Raw genomic sequence first — 13,483 nt, 5'->3', positions numbered from 1 at the left:
CCCCCCCCCCCCCCCCCCCCGCGCCCCCCCCCCCCCCCCCCCCCCCCCCCCCCCCCCCCCCCCCCCCCCCCCCCCCCCCCCCCCCCCCCCCCCCCCCCCGCCGGCGGGCTGGCGGCGCAGGTAGATGCGCCGGTGGCGCGTGTCGGTGACCGAGCGGGTGGAGTGGGGCAGGTCCTCCACGACGTGGAACTCGTAGCCGAGGTGCGCGCCGAGGGCCTCCACGTGCCGCTCGGTCAGCGGCCCGCCGGGGTGGGCGACGGCGCCGAGCAGCCGGGCGGCGGCCTCCTCGACGTCGGCGAAGAAGTTGCCACGCTCGCGCATGCTGCGGCGCAGCTCGACGTTGGCGGTGCGCGCCCGCTCGGGGGTGGCCGCGCGCTCGTGGGCGCGGCGCACCAGCTCCTCGTGCAGGCCGACCAGCGCCTCCAGCAGCTCCACCTGGGTGCGCTTGCCGGGGCGGACCACCGGCAGGCCGAGCGTGGCGTACAGGGGGGAGCGCTGCGCGCGCTCCAGGCGGATCTCCAGGTCGGCGCGGCGGCTGGGCGGCTCGGGGGCCAGCAGGTCGGACAGGCCGACGCCCAGCTCCGCCGCCAGCGCCTGCAGCAGCGACAGCCGCGGTTCGCGCCGGCCGTTCTCCAGCAGCGACAGGCGCGAGGCGGAGCTGCCCACGGCACCCGCGACGTCCTCCAGGGTCCGGCCGGCCGCGGTGCGCAGGTGCCGCAGGCGGCGGCCGAGAGTGATGAGGTCCGTTCCGGGGGCGACTTCCGGCATCCCTGCACGCTAGGGCAAGAACCGCGGTTCTTGCGGGCGTTCGGGGGCTCCCGCGGCGTGCAGGAACGGCCAACCTCTCTCCACGGCACCCCGCCGGGACGACACCGATGTCAGCACCGACCGTGAGGAGCAGTCGTGACGAACACCGTGGACCGCGAGGTCGCCGCGCTGGACCTGGCCGTGCGCACCCTGCCGCCGCCGCAGCCGAGCGCCGAGCAGCTGCGCACCGCCTGGGAGACCGACCTGCGCTGGGCCGGCGTGCGCCGCGACTACACCGCCGAGGACGTGGTGCGCCTGCGCGGCCGCGTCGTCGAGGAGCACACCCTGGCCCGCCTCGGAGCGGAGCGCCTGTGGCAGCTGCTGCGCACCCGCCACCACGTGCCCGCCCTGGGCGCGCTGACCGGCGGGCAGGCCGTGCAGATGGTCCGGGCCGGCCTGGAGGCCGTCTACCTGTCCGGCTGGCAGGTCGCCGCCGACGCCAACCTGGCCGGGCAGACCTACCCCGACCAGTCGCTGTACCCGGCGAACTCCGTGCCGGCCGTCGTGCGCCGGATCAACAACGCGCTGCTGCGCGCGGAGGGGATCGAGTGGGCCGAGACGGGCCAGCCGTCCGGCACCTGGTGGACCGCGCCGGTCGTCGCCGACGCCGAGGCCGGTTTCGGCGGCCCGCTCAACGCCTTCGAGCTGATGAAGCAGATGATCGCCGCCGGCGCCGCGGGGGTCCACTGGGAGGACCAGCTGGCGGCTGAGAAGAAGTGCGGCCACCTCGGCGGCAAGGTCCTCGTGCCCACCGCGCACCACGTGCGCACCCTGAACGCCGCGCGGCTGGCGGCCGACGTCCTGGGCGTGCCCACCCTCGTCGTCGCCCGCACCGACGCGCTGGCCGCGACCCTGCTCACCAGCGACGTGGACGAGCGGGACCGGGAGTTCTGCACCGGCGAGCGCACGGGCGAGGGGTTCCACCGGGTGCGCTGCGGGCGCGAGGCGGCCATCGCCCGCGGGCTGTCCTACGCCCCCTACGCCGACCTGCTGTGGGTGGAGACCGGGACCCCCGACCTCGGGTTCGCGCGGGAGTTCGCGCAGGCCGTCCACGCCGAGCACCCGGACCGGGTGCTCGCCTACAACTGCTCACCGTCGTTCAACTGGCGCGCCGCCCTGGACGACGGGCAGATCGCCCGGTTCCAGGACGAGCTGGGCGACCTGGGCTACAAGTTCCAGTTCATCACCCTGGCCGGGTTCCACGCCCTGAACCACTCGATGTTCGAGCTGGCCCGCGGGTACGCCCGCGGCGGCATGAGCGCCTACGTCGACCTGCAGCAGCGCGAGTTCGACGCCGTCGAGGACGGCTACACCGCCGTGCGCCACCAGGCCGAGGTCGGCACCGGCTACTTCGACCGCGTCACCCGGGCCCTGTCCCCCGACGCGGAGACCACCGCGCTGGCGGGGTCCACCGAGACCGAGCAGTTCCGCTGACGAGCCCGACGAGCTGAGGAGGACGACGATGCGACGCACCGACGTGGAGGTCCTGGGCGAGCTGCGCCCGCGCTACCGGGAGGTCCTGACCCCCGACGCCCTGGCCCTGGTGGCGCTGCTGCACGACGCCTTCGCCGGCCGCCGCGCCGACCTGCTCGCGCAGCGGCAGCGGCGCACCGAGCGGCTGCTGTCCGGCGAGGAGCGGCTGGGGTTCCGCCCCGAGACCCGGCACGTGCGCGAGGACCCGCGCTGGCGGGTGCCGCCGCCCGCGCCCGGGCTGGAGCGCAGGCACGTGGAGATCACCGGGCCGCCCACGCGCGCCATGACGGTCAACGCGCTGAACTCCGGCGCCGACGTGTGGATGGCCGACTTCGAGGACGCCACCGCGCCCACGTGGGCCAACGTGGTGGAGGGTCAGCTGAACCTCCTCGACGCCCTGGACCGGCGCATCGACTTCACGACCCCCGAGGGCAGGGAGTACCGGCTGGGCGAGCACCTGCCGACGATCGTCGTCCGCCCGCGCGGCTGGCACCTGGTCGACAAGCACGTCCGGGTCCGCGGCGCGTCCGTGGCCGGCGCGCTGCTGGACGCCGGGCTGTACCTGTTCCACGGCGCCCGGCGGCAGGTCGCCGCGGGGCGAGGGCCGTACTTCTACCTGCCCAAGCTGGAGTCGGCGGCCGAGGCGCGCCTGTGGCACGACGTGTTCCGCTGCGCGGAGGAGGCGCTGGACCTGCCCCGCGGCACCGTGCGCGCCACCGTCCTCGTCGAGACGCTGCCGCTGGCGTTCGAGGCCGAGGAGGTCCTGCACGCCCTGGGCCCGTACGCGGCGGGGCTGAACGCCGGGCGCTGGGACTACCTGTTCAGCGTCGTGAAGAACCGGCGCACCGACCCGGCGGCCGCGCTGCCGGACCGCTCCCGGCTGACCATGACGGTGCCGTTCATGCGGGCCTACACCGGACTGCTGGTGCGCACCTGCCACCGCCGGGGGGCGGTGGCGATCGGCGGGATGGCCGCGGCCGTGCCCTCCAAGAAGGACCCGGCGGCCACGGAGCGGGCGCTGGCCGCGGTGCGCGCCGACAAGGACCGCGAGGCGCGCGACGGGTTCGACGGCTCCTGGGTCGCGCACCCCGCCCTCGTGAGCACCGCGCGCGCCGCGTTCGACGCCGTCCTGGGCGGCGCCGACGACCAGCGGCACCGGCTGCGCGAGGACGTCCACGTCGACGCCGACGACCTGCTGGACCTGTCCGGCGTGCCCGGCGGGGCCACCGAGGAAGGGCTGCGCGCGGACCTGCGGGTGTGCCTGCACTACCTGCAGGCGTGGCTCGGCGGTGCCGGAGCCGTGGCCGTCGACGGGCTCATGGAGGACGCGGCGACCGTGGAGATCTCCCGCTCGCAGGTGTGGACGTGGCTGCGGCACGGCACGGTGCTGGAGGACGGGCGCGCGGTCGTCCCCCGGCTCGTGCAGCGCGTGCTGGACGAGGAGTTCGGCCGGGCCCGGGGCGAGCTGGCGGGCGTGCCCGGCGCCGCCGAGCGGCTGGAACGGGCCCGCGCGCTCGTCGAGGAGGCGGTGCTGGGCGAGGAGTTCCCCGCGTTCGTCACCTCCGCCGCCTACGTCCGCCACCTCGTCGAGCGGCGGCCCGCACCGGTGACGGTCGTCCTGCCCGGCCCGGCGGGCGAGCGCTCCCCGGCCCCGGCACCGGTCGCGGCGACGGCGTGAGACGCGCGACGGCGGCCGGCCCCTCGGGGTCGGCCGCCGTCGCGGTGCGGGGACGGGTCAGCCGCGGCGGGCCTTGACCCGGGCCTCGACCAGCCCGAGGACGACGTCGCTGAGCTTGCCCAGCACGGCCAGCAGCACGATCGCCAGCAGCATCTGGTCGGTGCGGCCGATGAACTGCCCGTTGGTCAGCTGGAACCCCAGCCCGACCGAGGAGCTGATGATCTCGGCGGCCACCAGGAACAGCCAGCTCTGCGCCAGGCCCAGCCGCAACCCGGACAGCAGCGAGGGGGCCGTCGCCGGCAGCAGGATCTCGGTGAACAGCCGCACGCCGCGGCGCCCGTAGGCGCGGCCCACCTCCACCAGCGAGGGGTCCAGGTGGCTCAGCGCGGAGTAGACGGTCGTGAAGACGGGGAAGAACGCACCGATGGCGACGAGGACGATCTTCGGGGTCTCCCCCAGCCCGATCCACAGCCCCAGCAGCGGCACCCACGCCAGCGACGGCACCGCCCGCAGCGCCCCGAACATCGGCGACAGCATCCGGTCCGCCAGGTTCGACAGGCCCGTCAGCCCGCCCAGCACCACCCCGAGCGAAGCGCCGACGGCGAAGCCCTGCAGGACGCGCTGCACGCTGATCGCCACGTTGGCCTGCAACGCCCCGGTGGACCACATCTCCCCCGCCGCGCGCAGCACGTCCAGCGGCGGCGGCATCTGGTAGCGGCTGAACACACCCAGCGTCGAGCTGAGCTGCCAGGCCGCCACCAGCAGGACCGGCACGACGAGCCCGAGGGCCCACCCGGCCGCGGGCACCCGGCGCCGCGCACCCTCCGCCGCGGGCTCCCGCGGCGGCGCCTGCGTCCCGCTCAACGCGCTCACGAGGACGCCGCCTGCGCGAACTGCGGGGCGAACAGGCCCTCCAGCGCGGTGCGGGCCTCCTCCTCCGAGCGCACGTCACCGGTCTCGACCATCAGCGGGATGATCGCCTCCAGCACCTGCGCCTGCGCGTCGCCCGGCACCAGGTCGACGAAGCCGGTGCGCTCCAGCACCAGCGCGGCGACCTCGTCCTCCTGCTGCGCCTCGGCGGCGTACAGGGCCTGCAGGTCGGCCGGGTTCTCCAGCGCCCACGAGCGCGCCTGCGCGTACGCGTCGACGACCTGCTGCGCCAGCTCCGGGGACTCCTCGATGAACTGCTCGCGCGCGTTGAGCATCCCGTAGGTGTTGAAGTCCACGTTGCGGTACAGCAGGCGCGAGCCCGCCGTCAGCTCCGAGGCCGCCATGTTCGGGTCCAGGCCCGCCCACGCGTCCACGTCGCCGCGCTCCAGGGCCGCGCGCCCGTCCGGGTGCTGCAGGTTGACGATCTCCACGTCGGCGCCCGACAGGCCGGCCTCCGCCAGCGCCTGCTGGAGGAAGAAGTACGGGTCCGTGCCGGTGGTGGCGGCGATCCGGGCCCCGCGCAGACCGGCCACGTCGGTGACGGTGGAGCCCTCGCCGACGACCAGCGCCGTCCACTCCGGCTGGGAGTACACCGCGATCGTCTGCACGGGCGAGCCGTTCGCGCGGGCCTGCAGGACCGCCGAGCCCGCCGTGGAGGCCACGTCGAGGTTGTCGTTGCGCAGGAACTCGTTGGCGCGGTTGCTGCCCAGCGACTGCTCCCACACGACCGTCAGGCCGGCGTCCTCGAGGATGCGCTGCTGACGGACGACCAGGCTCAGCGGGTTGTACAGGGCGTAGTCCAGGCGGACGGTGTCGCCGCCACCGGAACCCGAGCCGGACCCGGCGCCCCCGGTGGCGACGGCGCCGGTGCTGTCCTCGCCCTGCACGCAGGCGGCGGCACCGAGGGCGACGCCGCCGAGGGCGAGGCCGAGGGCGGTGCGGCGGGCGAGGGGGCGGGGGGTGCGCAGCACGGGGGTTCCTCCAGGCAGGGACGAGCGGCGGTCCGGGACGGACCGGCGGTGGGGGGTGGTGAGGGGCGGCGGGTCAGGCGTGCCGGGGCACGCCGAGGAGCTCCAGGAGCTCCACGCGGTGGGCGGCCAGCTCGGCGTCGCCGCGGTCGCGGGGACGGGGCGCCGCCACGCGCAGGTCGCGCACCACGCGGGCGCCCTCGGCGCCCTCGGGGGTGCCGAGCACGAGGACGCGGTCGGCCAGGTGCAGCGCCTCGTCGACGTCGTGGGTGACGAACAGGGTGGTGGCGCCCGTGCCGCGCTGGACGTCGTCGAGGAGGTCCTGCATCTTCAGCCGGGTCAGCGCGTCCAGCGCCGCGAACGGCTCGTCGAGCAGCAGCACGCCGGGGCGGCGCACCAGGGCGCGCGCCAGCGCCGCGCGCTGGGCCATGCCGCCGGAGACGCGGCGCGGGCGGTGCCCGGCGAAGTCGGCCAGGCCGACGGTCCCGAGCTGGTGGGCGACCCGCTCGCGGCCCTCGGCGCGCGGGGTGCCGCGCGGCAGGCCGAGGGCGACGTTGCCGGCCAGGTCGCGCCAGGGCAGCAGGCGCGGCTCCTGGAAGACGACGGCGCAGCGGTCGCTGACGTCGCGCACCGGCTCACCGCCGACCGCGACCTCTCCCGCGGTGGGCAGGTCCAGACCGGCGACCAGGCGCAGCAGCGTGGACTTGCCGCTGCCGGAGGCGCCGAGCAGGGCGACGGTGGACCCGGCCTCGACGACGAGGTCGACGTCGGCCAGCACGCGGTGGGTGCCGCGGGCGTTGACGAAGGAGCGCCCGACACCGCGCAGGACCACGTCGGCGGCCTGCAGGGCGTCGGCGCGCGCGGTGGTCGCCGCGCTCGCTGGGGTCGTGGCGGCGGTGCGGGGAGCGCGCTGGCGCGCGGTCTCGTGCGCGGTCGCGGGACCAGGGGGCAACTCGGCTCCTCCATCGGTCCTGGCGTGAGCACCGTGCCCGGGCCCGAGGGCCCGGAGGTTGCTGCGGCGTCGTCGAGCCAGGTCTCTCGGCCGCTCTGGATGGTTGCACCATCAAAGGCCGAGGTGGGGGCCGTGTCAAACCAGGGTGCCCCGGGCAGCCTCACGGGGTGCCCGGGGCCTCCACGCAGGACGCCGCGCGGGACGCCGCGCGGAGCTCGCGAGGGGCCGGCCGGTCTCAGACCGGACGCGGGTCGGGCATCGGCTCGCCCAGCGGCCGGACGTCGGCGACGGCCCCGCCGTCGCCGTCGCGCAGCCAGCAGCCGACCGCGCGCAGGCCCAGGTCGGCCAGCGCGTCGTCGAGCTGCCCCGGCTCGTAGTAGCCGTGCGCGGGCGGGTCGCTCAGCGCCAGCCGCGACAGCACGCGGCCGTCGTCGGTGCTGACCACGAGCGCCCGCTGCTCGTGGTCGAGCAGCGCCGTGAGGAAGGTGAACGCCTGGGCCATGACTCCCCCGTTCCCGTCGGGACCCGGTGTCAGCGGGTGTCCCTGCGACGGTACCCGCGAAGGGCCCGGCGCACGCGCGGATCGGGGGGACCCGTCCGCGTGTCGCCGCGGGGGGGGGTCAGCTCGCGGCGGGCGGGGGCGTCGCGCGGGCGCGGTCGAACGGCAGGACCTGCCCCGGGCGCAGCACCACGGCCCGCACGTCCGAGCGGCGGGCCAGGCGGTCGGCGAAGTGCCGGCCCGGCGCCCACCAGCGGTCGCCCATCGTGCGTCCCAGCGCGAGCGGCGCCAGCGTGCCCCAGTGCACCGGCACCGCGAGCGCCGGGCGCACGCGGGCCACCACCCGCGCGGCCTGGCGCGGGTCGAGGTGGTGCTCGCCCAGGGTGTGGCCCCAACCGCCGACGGGCACGAGCGCCACGTCCGGTCCGCGGGCCGTCCCGCCGTCCGCGCCGGCGCGCCCGTCCCCGGGGCGGCGCGCGCGCAGCTGCGCCAGGACGGCGTCCTCCAGGCCGGGGAAGGGGCCGGTGTCCCCCAGCGCCCACACCGTCACGGGCACCCCGTCGGCGCGCGGGACCTCCAGCAGGTGGCCGACGGCGGCCGCGTCGCGGGGCGCGCCGGTCAGCCGGGCCAGGGTGCGGCCGCCGTCGTGGTGGGCGGGCAGCGCGGTGACGGCCACCTCGCGGCGCGAGCCGTCGTAGGCGCGCACGGGCAGGTGGACGGTCTGGCCGGCGCCCGCCTCCACGACGCGGCTGCCGACCGGGCGCAGCCGGTGCCTCAGCCAGCGCGCGGCCCCCGGCGGGGCGACGACCCAGTCGGCGTCCAGCGCGCGCAGCGAGGCGATGTCGCAGTGGTCGTGGTGCAGGTGCGAGACGACGGCGACGTGGGCGCGGGCGGAGTGGTCGGCGGCCGGGACGGGCTGGCGGCGGCGCAGGTGCGCCAGGCCCGCGCGCAGCACCGGGTCGGTGACCACCCGCACCCCCTCCACGTCGACGACGACGGTCGAGTGGCCCAGCCACCGCAGCTGCCCGCTCACGCGCGCTCCCCCTCCCCCGCGACGACGCTGCCCCGCTCCCCGGGCGCCGGGGCCACCGGCACGCCGGCCCGCCGCATCCAGCGCACGAGCTGCTCGTGCACGGCGGCGGCCCCGACCAGCTGCTCCTCGCCCGGCACGCCGCGGTCCAGCAGGTCCTCGTCCAGCGGCCAGTCCGCCGGGTGCACGAGCACGGCGTCGTTCTGCCAGCCGCCCAGCCCGCCGTGCGAGGCGACCTGCTCCTCGAAGGCGTGCACCTCCCCCGTCACGGCGTCCACGGTGGAGTGCACGAGCAGCGCCGGGGCCGTCGCGAAGCCCATGACGCGGGCCAGCTCCCCGGCCGCGCGCGGGCCCACGGCCGCCAGCGGGTCGCTGCCGCGCACCGCGCCCGAGAGCAGGTCGTGCTCGCCGCGCGGGCCCAGGGCGACGGGGACGCCGGCGCGGCGGCCCACGACGAACCCGACGCCGGGCGTGGCGAGCAGGCCGGGCACCAGGGCGGGCCAGCGGGCGCCGAGGGCGGCCAGGTCCATCCGCCCGCCCGGGGCGTCCGGCACGCTCAGCAGAGCCGTGCAGCCCGCGGTGACGACGACGACCTCGTCGGCGCCGCGCGAGGACGGCTCCTGGCGCGCGCCCGCCCGCTGCGCGGTGCCGCTGGGGGCGAAGTCGCGCACGAGGACGTCCACGCGCCCGCGCACCTCCGCCCCCGTCGCGGTGCTCACCGTCGAGGACGCCGTCTCCGGGCGCGCGTGCAGCAGGTCGGCCACCACGTCCTGCACGCGGCGGCCGCTCACCTGCTCGAAGGTGGCGCCCTGCGCCTGGCCGTGGTCGGAGAGCACGACGACGCGGTAGTCGCGCGGAGCGGCCGCGGCGACCTCGGCCAGCGTGCCGAGGGCCCGGTCGACGCCGGCGAGGGCGTCCAGCGACTCCGCGCGCGCCACCCCGGCGTGGTGGGCGACCTCGTCGTAGTCGAGGAAGTCGACGAACACGACGGGGCGGCCCTGGGCCAGGTGCTCGGCGACGAGGGCGATGTTCAGGTCGCGCAGCACGGCGTTCGTCAGGGCCCGCAGCAGCACGTACCAGCCGCGGCGCGGGATGCGCGGCTCCACGCGGCGCACCCGCTGCTGCCAGCCCTGGTACAGCTCCTTGACGACCTCGCCGACGGTCAGCAGGACGCTGCGCAGCAGCACGAACGGCCGCAGGACGTAGCGCAGGTAGGGCCGCCCCGACCCGCCGGCGCGCGAGGTCGAGACGACCAGGTGGGCGTGCGGGGCGTCGCCGGAGAAGACGTTGCCGACGCTGGCGCCGTCGGCGGCCAGCAGGCCCGCGCGCCCCGCGGCCCGGCCCGCGGCGCGGGCGCGCTCCTCCAGGATGGCCGCGTCGGCCGGGCGGTTGGCGACCAGGACGCGGCGCAGGTGCGGGTCCCACCAGCGGAAGGCGGGCACCTCCTCGGTCGTGCCGTGCAGGAACCCCGCCTGCGCGGCCGGTGTCGTCGACGGCAGCTGGGCGCGCCAGCCGGCCGCGCGGTGGCTGCCGGTGCGCAGCCAGCGCGCCAGGGTCGGCGTGGTCCCCGCCTGCAGGCAGAAGCGCAGCAGCGGCAGCGACAGCCCGTCGACCTGCACGACGAGCAGGCCCGGCGGCAGCTCGTCCGCGGAGCGGTGCGGGTGGCGGCGCAGCAGCTCGCGCGCCACCCACCGGCTGTCACCGGCGCCGACGACCCAGCGCGAGGCCACGCCGACGAGCCCGGTCCACAGGTACACCTGCCACAGGGCGCCGATCGAGGTCAGCTCCAGGCCGGGCACGACGGTCAGGGCCGTGTGCAGCAGCAGCAGCTGCACGGCCACGCCCAGCAGCACGGTGACCAGCGGACCGGCGACGGCCACCAGCGGGCCCAGGACGGGGCGCACCAGGAAGTCGCCCACGCCCAGGACCGCGGCGGCCGCCAGCAGCCACAGCGGGGAGGCGACGTGGACCCCCGGCACCAGCGCGGCGCTGACCCCCAGCGCGAACGCCGTGGGCACCAGCGACCACAGCCCGTCGCGCACGTCGCGCGCGGTCAGCCGCGTGCGCCACCACGGCCGCGCCGGCCGGGGCTCGTCCCGGCCGTCACCCCCCGCCGCACCGCTCACCGGACCCCCACCGCGCCGACCGCGCCGACCGCTGCGCCGGCGCCTCAGAAGCCGAGGCGCTGCAGCTGCTTGGGGTCGCGCTGCCAGTCCTTGGCGACCTTCACGCGCAGGTCCAGGTGCACGCGCGTGCCCAGCAGGGCCTCCACCTGGCGGCGGGCGCGGGTGCCGACGTCCTTCAGCCGCGCCCCGCCGCGGCCGATGACGATGCCCTTCTGGCTCTCGCGCTCCACGTACAGCAGCACGTACAGCTGCAGGACGCCGTCCTCGCGCTCGACCTGCTCGTCGACCACGACCGCCAGGGAGTGCGGCAGCTCGTCGCGCACGCCCTCCAGGGCGGCCTCGCGCACGAGCTCGGCGATCATCACCTGCTCCGGCTCGTCGGTCAGCTCCCCGTCGGGGTACAGGCGCGGGCCCTCGGGCAGGTGCGACAGCAGCACGTCGGCGACGACGTCGACCTGCTCGCCGGTCACCGCGGAGGCGGGCACCACGTCGGCGAAGCCGCCCAGCAGCTCGTCGCCGAGCCGGGTCACCGCGAGCAGCTGCTCGGCGACGCGCTGCCTGGGCACGGTGTCCGTCTTGGTCACCAGCGCCACCTTCGCGGAGCGGGGGGCGGCGGCCAGGGCCTCGGCGATGAACCGGTCGCCGGGACCGATGCGCTGGTCGGCCGGCACGCAGAACGCCACGACGTCGACCTCGGCGAGCGTCTCGTGCACCAGGTCGTTCAGGCGCTGCCCCAGCAGGGTGCGGGGGCGGTGCAGGCCGGGGGTGTCCACCAGCACCAGCTGGGCGTCGGGGCGGCTGACGATGCCGCGCACCGTGTGCCGGGTGGTCTGCGGCCGCGAGGAGGTGATGGCGACCTTCTGCCCCACCAGCGCGTTCGTCAGCGTGGACTTGCCCGCGTTCGGGCGACCCACCAGGCAGGCGAAGCCGGACCGGTGCGCACCGGCACCCGGACCACCTCCTGCGCCGCCCGCCCCGCCCGCCGCACCGCTGCTCGTCGTGTCAGCCACCGTCGCCCCCCGCTCGCGCTCCCGCCGCCGTCGCTCCGGCGGCCTCCCCGTCCTCGTCGTGCTCCGGTCCGTCCCCGGTCTCCGCCTCGGCGCGGTGGACCAGGACCGTCCGCACCCGGTTGCGCCGCCCCGCGCGGCCCTCGGCCCGCAGGTGCAGGCCCTGCGCGGTGGCGGCGGCGCCCGGCACGATGACCTCGCCGGTCGCCTTGGCCAGCAGCCCGCCGACGGTGTCGACCTCGTCGTCGGTGACCTCCAGGCCGAACAGCTCCCCGACCTCGTCCAGCACCAGCCGGGCCGGGACGCGGAACCCGCCGTCCTCCAGCGGCTCGACGTCCGGGGCGGCGCGGTCGTGCTCGTCGGCGATCTCGCCGACGATCTCCTCCAGCGCGTCCTCGATGGTCACCAGCCCGGCCGTGCCGCCGTACTCGTCGACGACCACCGCCACGTGCGTCTGCTCGCGCTGCAGCTGCCGCAGCAGGTCGTCCACCGGCAGGCTGTCGGGCACGAACACCGCCGGGCGCGCGACCTCCTCGGCGGTCGTGGCGCGCGCGGTGGCCGGGTCGGCGTGGAAGCGGCCGGCGACGTCCTTGAGGTAGACCACGCCCAGCACGTCGTCGGCGTCGTCGCCGACCACGGGCGCGCGCGAGAACCCCGAGCGCAGCAGCAGCTCCTCCACCTCGTGCAGGCCGGTGCCGCGACGGGTGGAGACCACGTCGGTGCGCGGGACCATCACCTCGCGCACGAGGGTGTCGCCCAGCTCGAACACCGAGTCGATCATGCGCTGCTCGCCGGCCTCGACGACGCCGCTCTCCCCCGCCAGCTCGACCATCTCGCGCAGCTCGGCCTCGGAGCCGAACGGCCCGTGCCGCAGGCCCCGGCCCGGGGTGACGGCGTTGCCGACCCGCACCAGCAGCTGCGCCAGCGGCCCCAGGACGCGGGCCAGCGGGCCCAGCACGGGCGCGGCCAGGCGCCCGACCGTCTCGGCGTGCAGGCGGCCCAGGGTGCGCGGGCCCACGCCCACCAGCACGAAGTCGAGGGCGGCCATGCCCAGGCCGGCCAGCAGCAGCACGAGCCCCCACCCGTCGACCCAGGTGGCCACGACGACCGTCACGCACACCGCCGCCAGGGTCTGGGCGACCACCCGCAGCAGCGTGCACACCGTCAGGACCGGCGCGGCGCTGTCCAGCACCGCGCCCAGGGCCCGCGCCCCGCGGCGCCCCTCGGCCTCCAGCTCGCGCGCGCGCCGGCGCGAGGTGCCCGCCAGCGCCGACTCGGCCGCGGCGACCAGCCCCGCCAGCACCACGAGCAGCAGCGCCAGCAGCAGGAGGGGGACGGCGGGGGCTCCCACGCCGCTCAGCCCCGCGCGTCGGGCCCGGTGCCGGGCAGCGCGCGGTGCCCGACCGTGGGGGTGGGGTCGCCCGGGCGGCCGATGCGGGCCAGGAAGCCCAGCACCAGGCGCCGCTGCAGGGTGAACATCTCCCGCTCCTCCTCCGGCTCGGCGTGGTCGTAGCCGAGCAGGTGCAGGATCCCGTGGGTCACCAGCAGCAGGACCTCGTCGGCCGTGGCGTGACCGGACGCGGCGGCCTGCGCCGCGGCGACCTGCGGGCACACGACGACGTCGCCGAGCAGCCCCGGCTCGGACGTGGCGCCCTCGCGGCCCGGCCGCAGCTGGTCCATCGGGAAGGACATGACGTCGGTGGGGCCCGGCTCGTCCATCCACTGCACGTGCAGGCGGGCCATCGCCTCCTCGTCGACGAGGAGGACCGACAGCTCCGCCAGCGGGTGCACCCGCAGGGCGTCCAGCACGTAGCGGGCCAGCTCGGAGACCTCGGTGGTGTCGACCCCGCGCTCCTCGGCGAAGGTGCTCTCGTCGACGACGTCGACGCTCACCGCCGGCCCCGTCCCCGCGCCTCGGGGGGGGGGGGGGGGGGGGGGGGGGGGGGGGGGGGGGGGGGGGGGGGGGGGGGGGGGGGGGGGGGGGGGGGGGGGGGGGGGGGGGGGGGGGGGGGG

Annotated in this window: 12 protein-coding genes and 1 riboswitch; of the genes, 2 read left to right on the top strand and 10 right to left on the bottom strand. The window is 77.3% G+C overall.

The window, feature by feature from the left end; translation table 11 throughout:
* Positions 1–768 (bottom strand): helix-turn-helix domain-containing protein (locus ACRYMY_RS18690; protein ID WP_432548720.1); only part of this gene is annotated, 768 nt, incomplete at its 3' end.
* A 189-nt stretch (positions 769–957) separates the two neighbouring features.
* Here ACRYMY_RS18690 and aceA point away from each other — a divergent pair.
* Positions 958–2,241, top strand: coding sequence for an isocitrate lyase (gene aceA / locus ACRYMY_RS18685; RefSeq protein ID WP_432548723.1), 1,284 nt, complete (start codon positions 958–960; stop codon positions 2,239–2,241).
* 28 nt (positions 2,242–2,269) lie between these two features.
* Positions 2,270–3,958: a malate synthase A gene (gene aceB, locus ACRYMY_RS18680; protein ID WP_432548719.1), complete on the top strand. Its 1,689-nt coding sequence runs from the start codon at positions 2,270–2,272 to the stop codon at positions 3,956–3,958.
* A gap of 57 nt (positions 3,959–4,015) precedes the next feature.
* Here the strand turns inward: aceB and ACRYMY_RS18675 are convergent, their stop codons facing one another.
* The 9 genes from ACRYMY_RS18675 to ybeY all read right to left on the bottom strand — a co-directional run bounded on the left by ACRYMY_RS18675 (position 4,016) and on the right by ybeY (position 13,363).
* Entirely contained in the window at positions 4,016–4,831 is an 816-nt protein-coding gene (locus tag ACRYMY_RS18675; RefSeq protein ID WP_432548718.1) for an ABC transporter permease, read from the bottom strand.
* On the bottom strand, positions 4,828–5,856 hold the full coding sequence (locus ACRYMY_RS18670) for an aliphatic sulfonate ABC transporter substrate-binding protein (RefSeq protein WP_432548722.1): 1,029 nt from the start codon (positions 5,854–5,856) through the stop codon (positions 4,828–4,830). The genes ACRYMY_RS18675 and ACRYMY_RS18670 overlap by 4 nt, the downstream gene beginning before the upstream one ends.
* A gap of 76 nt (positions 5,857–5,932) precedes the next feature.
* Entirely contained in the window at positions 5,933–6,688 is a 756-nt protein-coding gene (locus tag ACRYMY_RS18665; RefSeq protein ID WP_432548721.1) for an ABC transporter ATP-binding protein, read from the bottom strand.
* A 127-nt stretch (positions 6,689–6,815) separates the two neighbouring features.
* A riboswitch (SAM riboswitch) is annotated at positions 6,816–6,914 on the bottom strand.
* Between the two features lie 129 nt (positions 6,915–7,043).
* A complete protein-coding gene (locus ACRYMY_RS18660; RefSeq protein WP_432548717.1) occupies positions 7,044–7,310 on the bottom strand; it encodes a hypothetical protein in 267 nt (88 codons plus the stop codon).
* Positions 7,311–7,428: 118 nt separating this feature from the next.
* Positions 7,429–8,340, bottom strand: coding sequence for an MBL fold metallo-hydrolase (locus tag ACRYMY_RS18655; protein WP_432548716.1), 912 nt, complete (start codon positions 8,338–8,340; stop codon positions 7,429–7,431).
* Positions 8,337–10,463 carry an alkaline phosphatase family protein gene (locus ACRYMY_RS18650; RefSeq protein ID WP_432548715.1) on the bottom strand — a complete coding sequence of 709 codons (2,127 nt, stop codon included), beginning with the start codon at positions 10,461–10,463 and terminating at the stop codon, positions 8,337–8,339. Before ACRYMY_RS18650 ends, ACRYMY_RS18655 begins: the two co-directional genes overlap by 4 nt.
* 44 nt (positions 10,464–10,507) lie before the next feature.
* Positions 10,508–11,473: a GTPase Era gene (gene era / locus ACRYMY_RS18645; protein WP_432548714.1), complete on the bottom strand. Its 966-nt coding sequence runs from the start codon at positions 11,471–11,473 to the stop codon at positions 10,508–10,510.
* Entirely contained in the window at positions 11,466–12,821 is a 1,356-nt protein-coding gene (locus ACRYMY_RS18640; RefSeq protein ID WP_432548713.1) for a hemolysin family protein, read from the bottom strand. The genes era and ACRYMY_RS18640 overlap by 8 nt, the downstream gene beginning before the upstream one ends.
* 5 nt (positions 12,822–12,826) lie before the next feature.
* Positions 12,827–13,363 carry an rRNA maturation RNase YbeY gene (gene ybeY, locus ACRYMY_RS18635; protein ID WP_432548712.1) on the bottom strand — a complete coding sequence of 179 codons (537 nt, stop codon included), beginning with the start codon at positions 13,361–13,363 and terminating at the stop codon, positions 12,827–12,829.
* Between the last annotated feature and the right edge of the window lie 120 nt (positions 13,364–13,483).

This window comes from Kineococcus haloalkalitolerans, from assembly GCF_050871905.1.
In the GTDB taxonomy this organism is placed as follows: Bacteria; Actinomycetota; Actinomycetes; order Actinomycetales; family Kineococcaceae; genus Kineococcus.
The sequence above is the reverse complement of the archived record's forward strand: the minus strand, read 5'-3'. Positions and strand labels throughout refer to the sequence as shown.

What these genes read in the sequence shown, in the direction of transcription:
- aceB (WP_432548719.1), top strand. Translation starts at nt 2,270, where the DNA reads ATGCGACGCACCGACGTGGAGGTCCTGGGCGAGCTGCGCCCGCGCTAC.
- ACRYMY_RS18660 (WP_432548717.1), bottom strand. Translation starts at nt 7,310, where the DNA reads ATGGCCCAGGCGTTCACCTTCCTCACGGCGCTGCTCGACCACGAGCAG.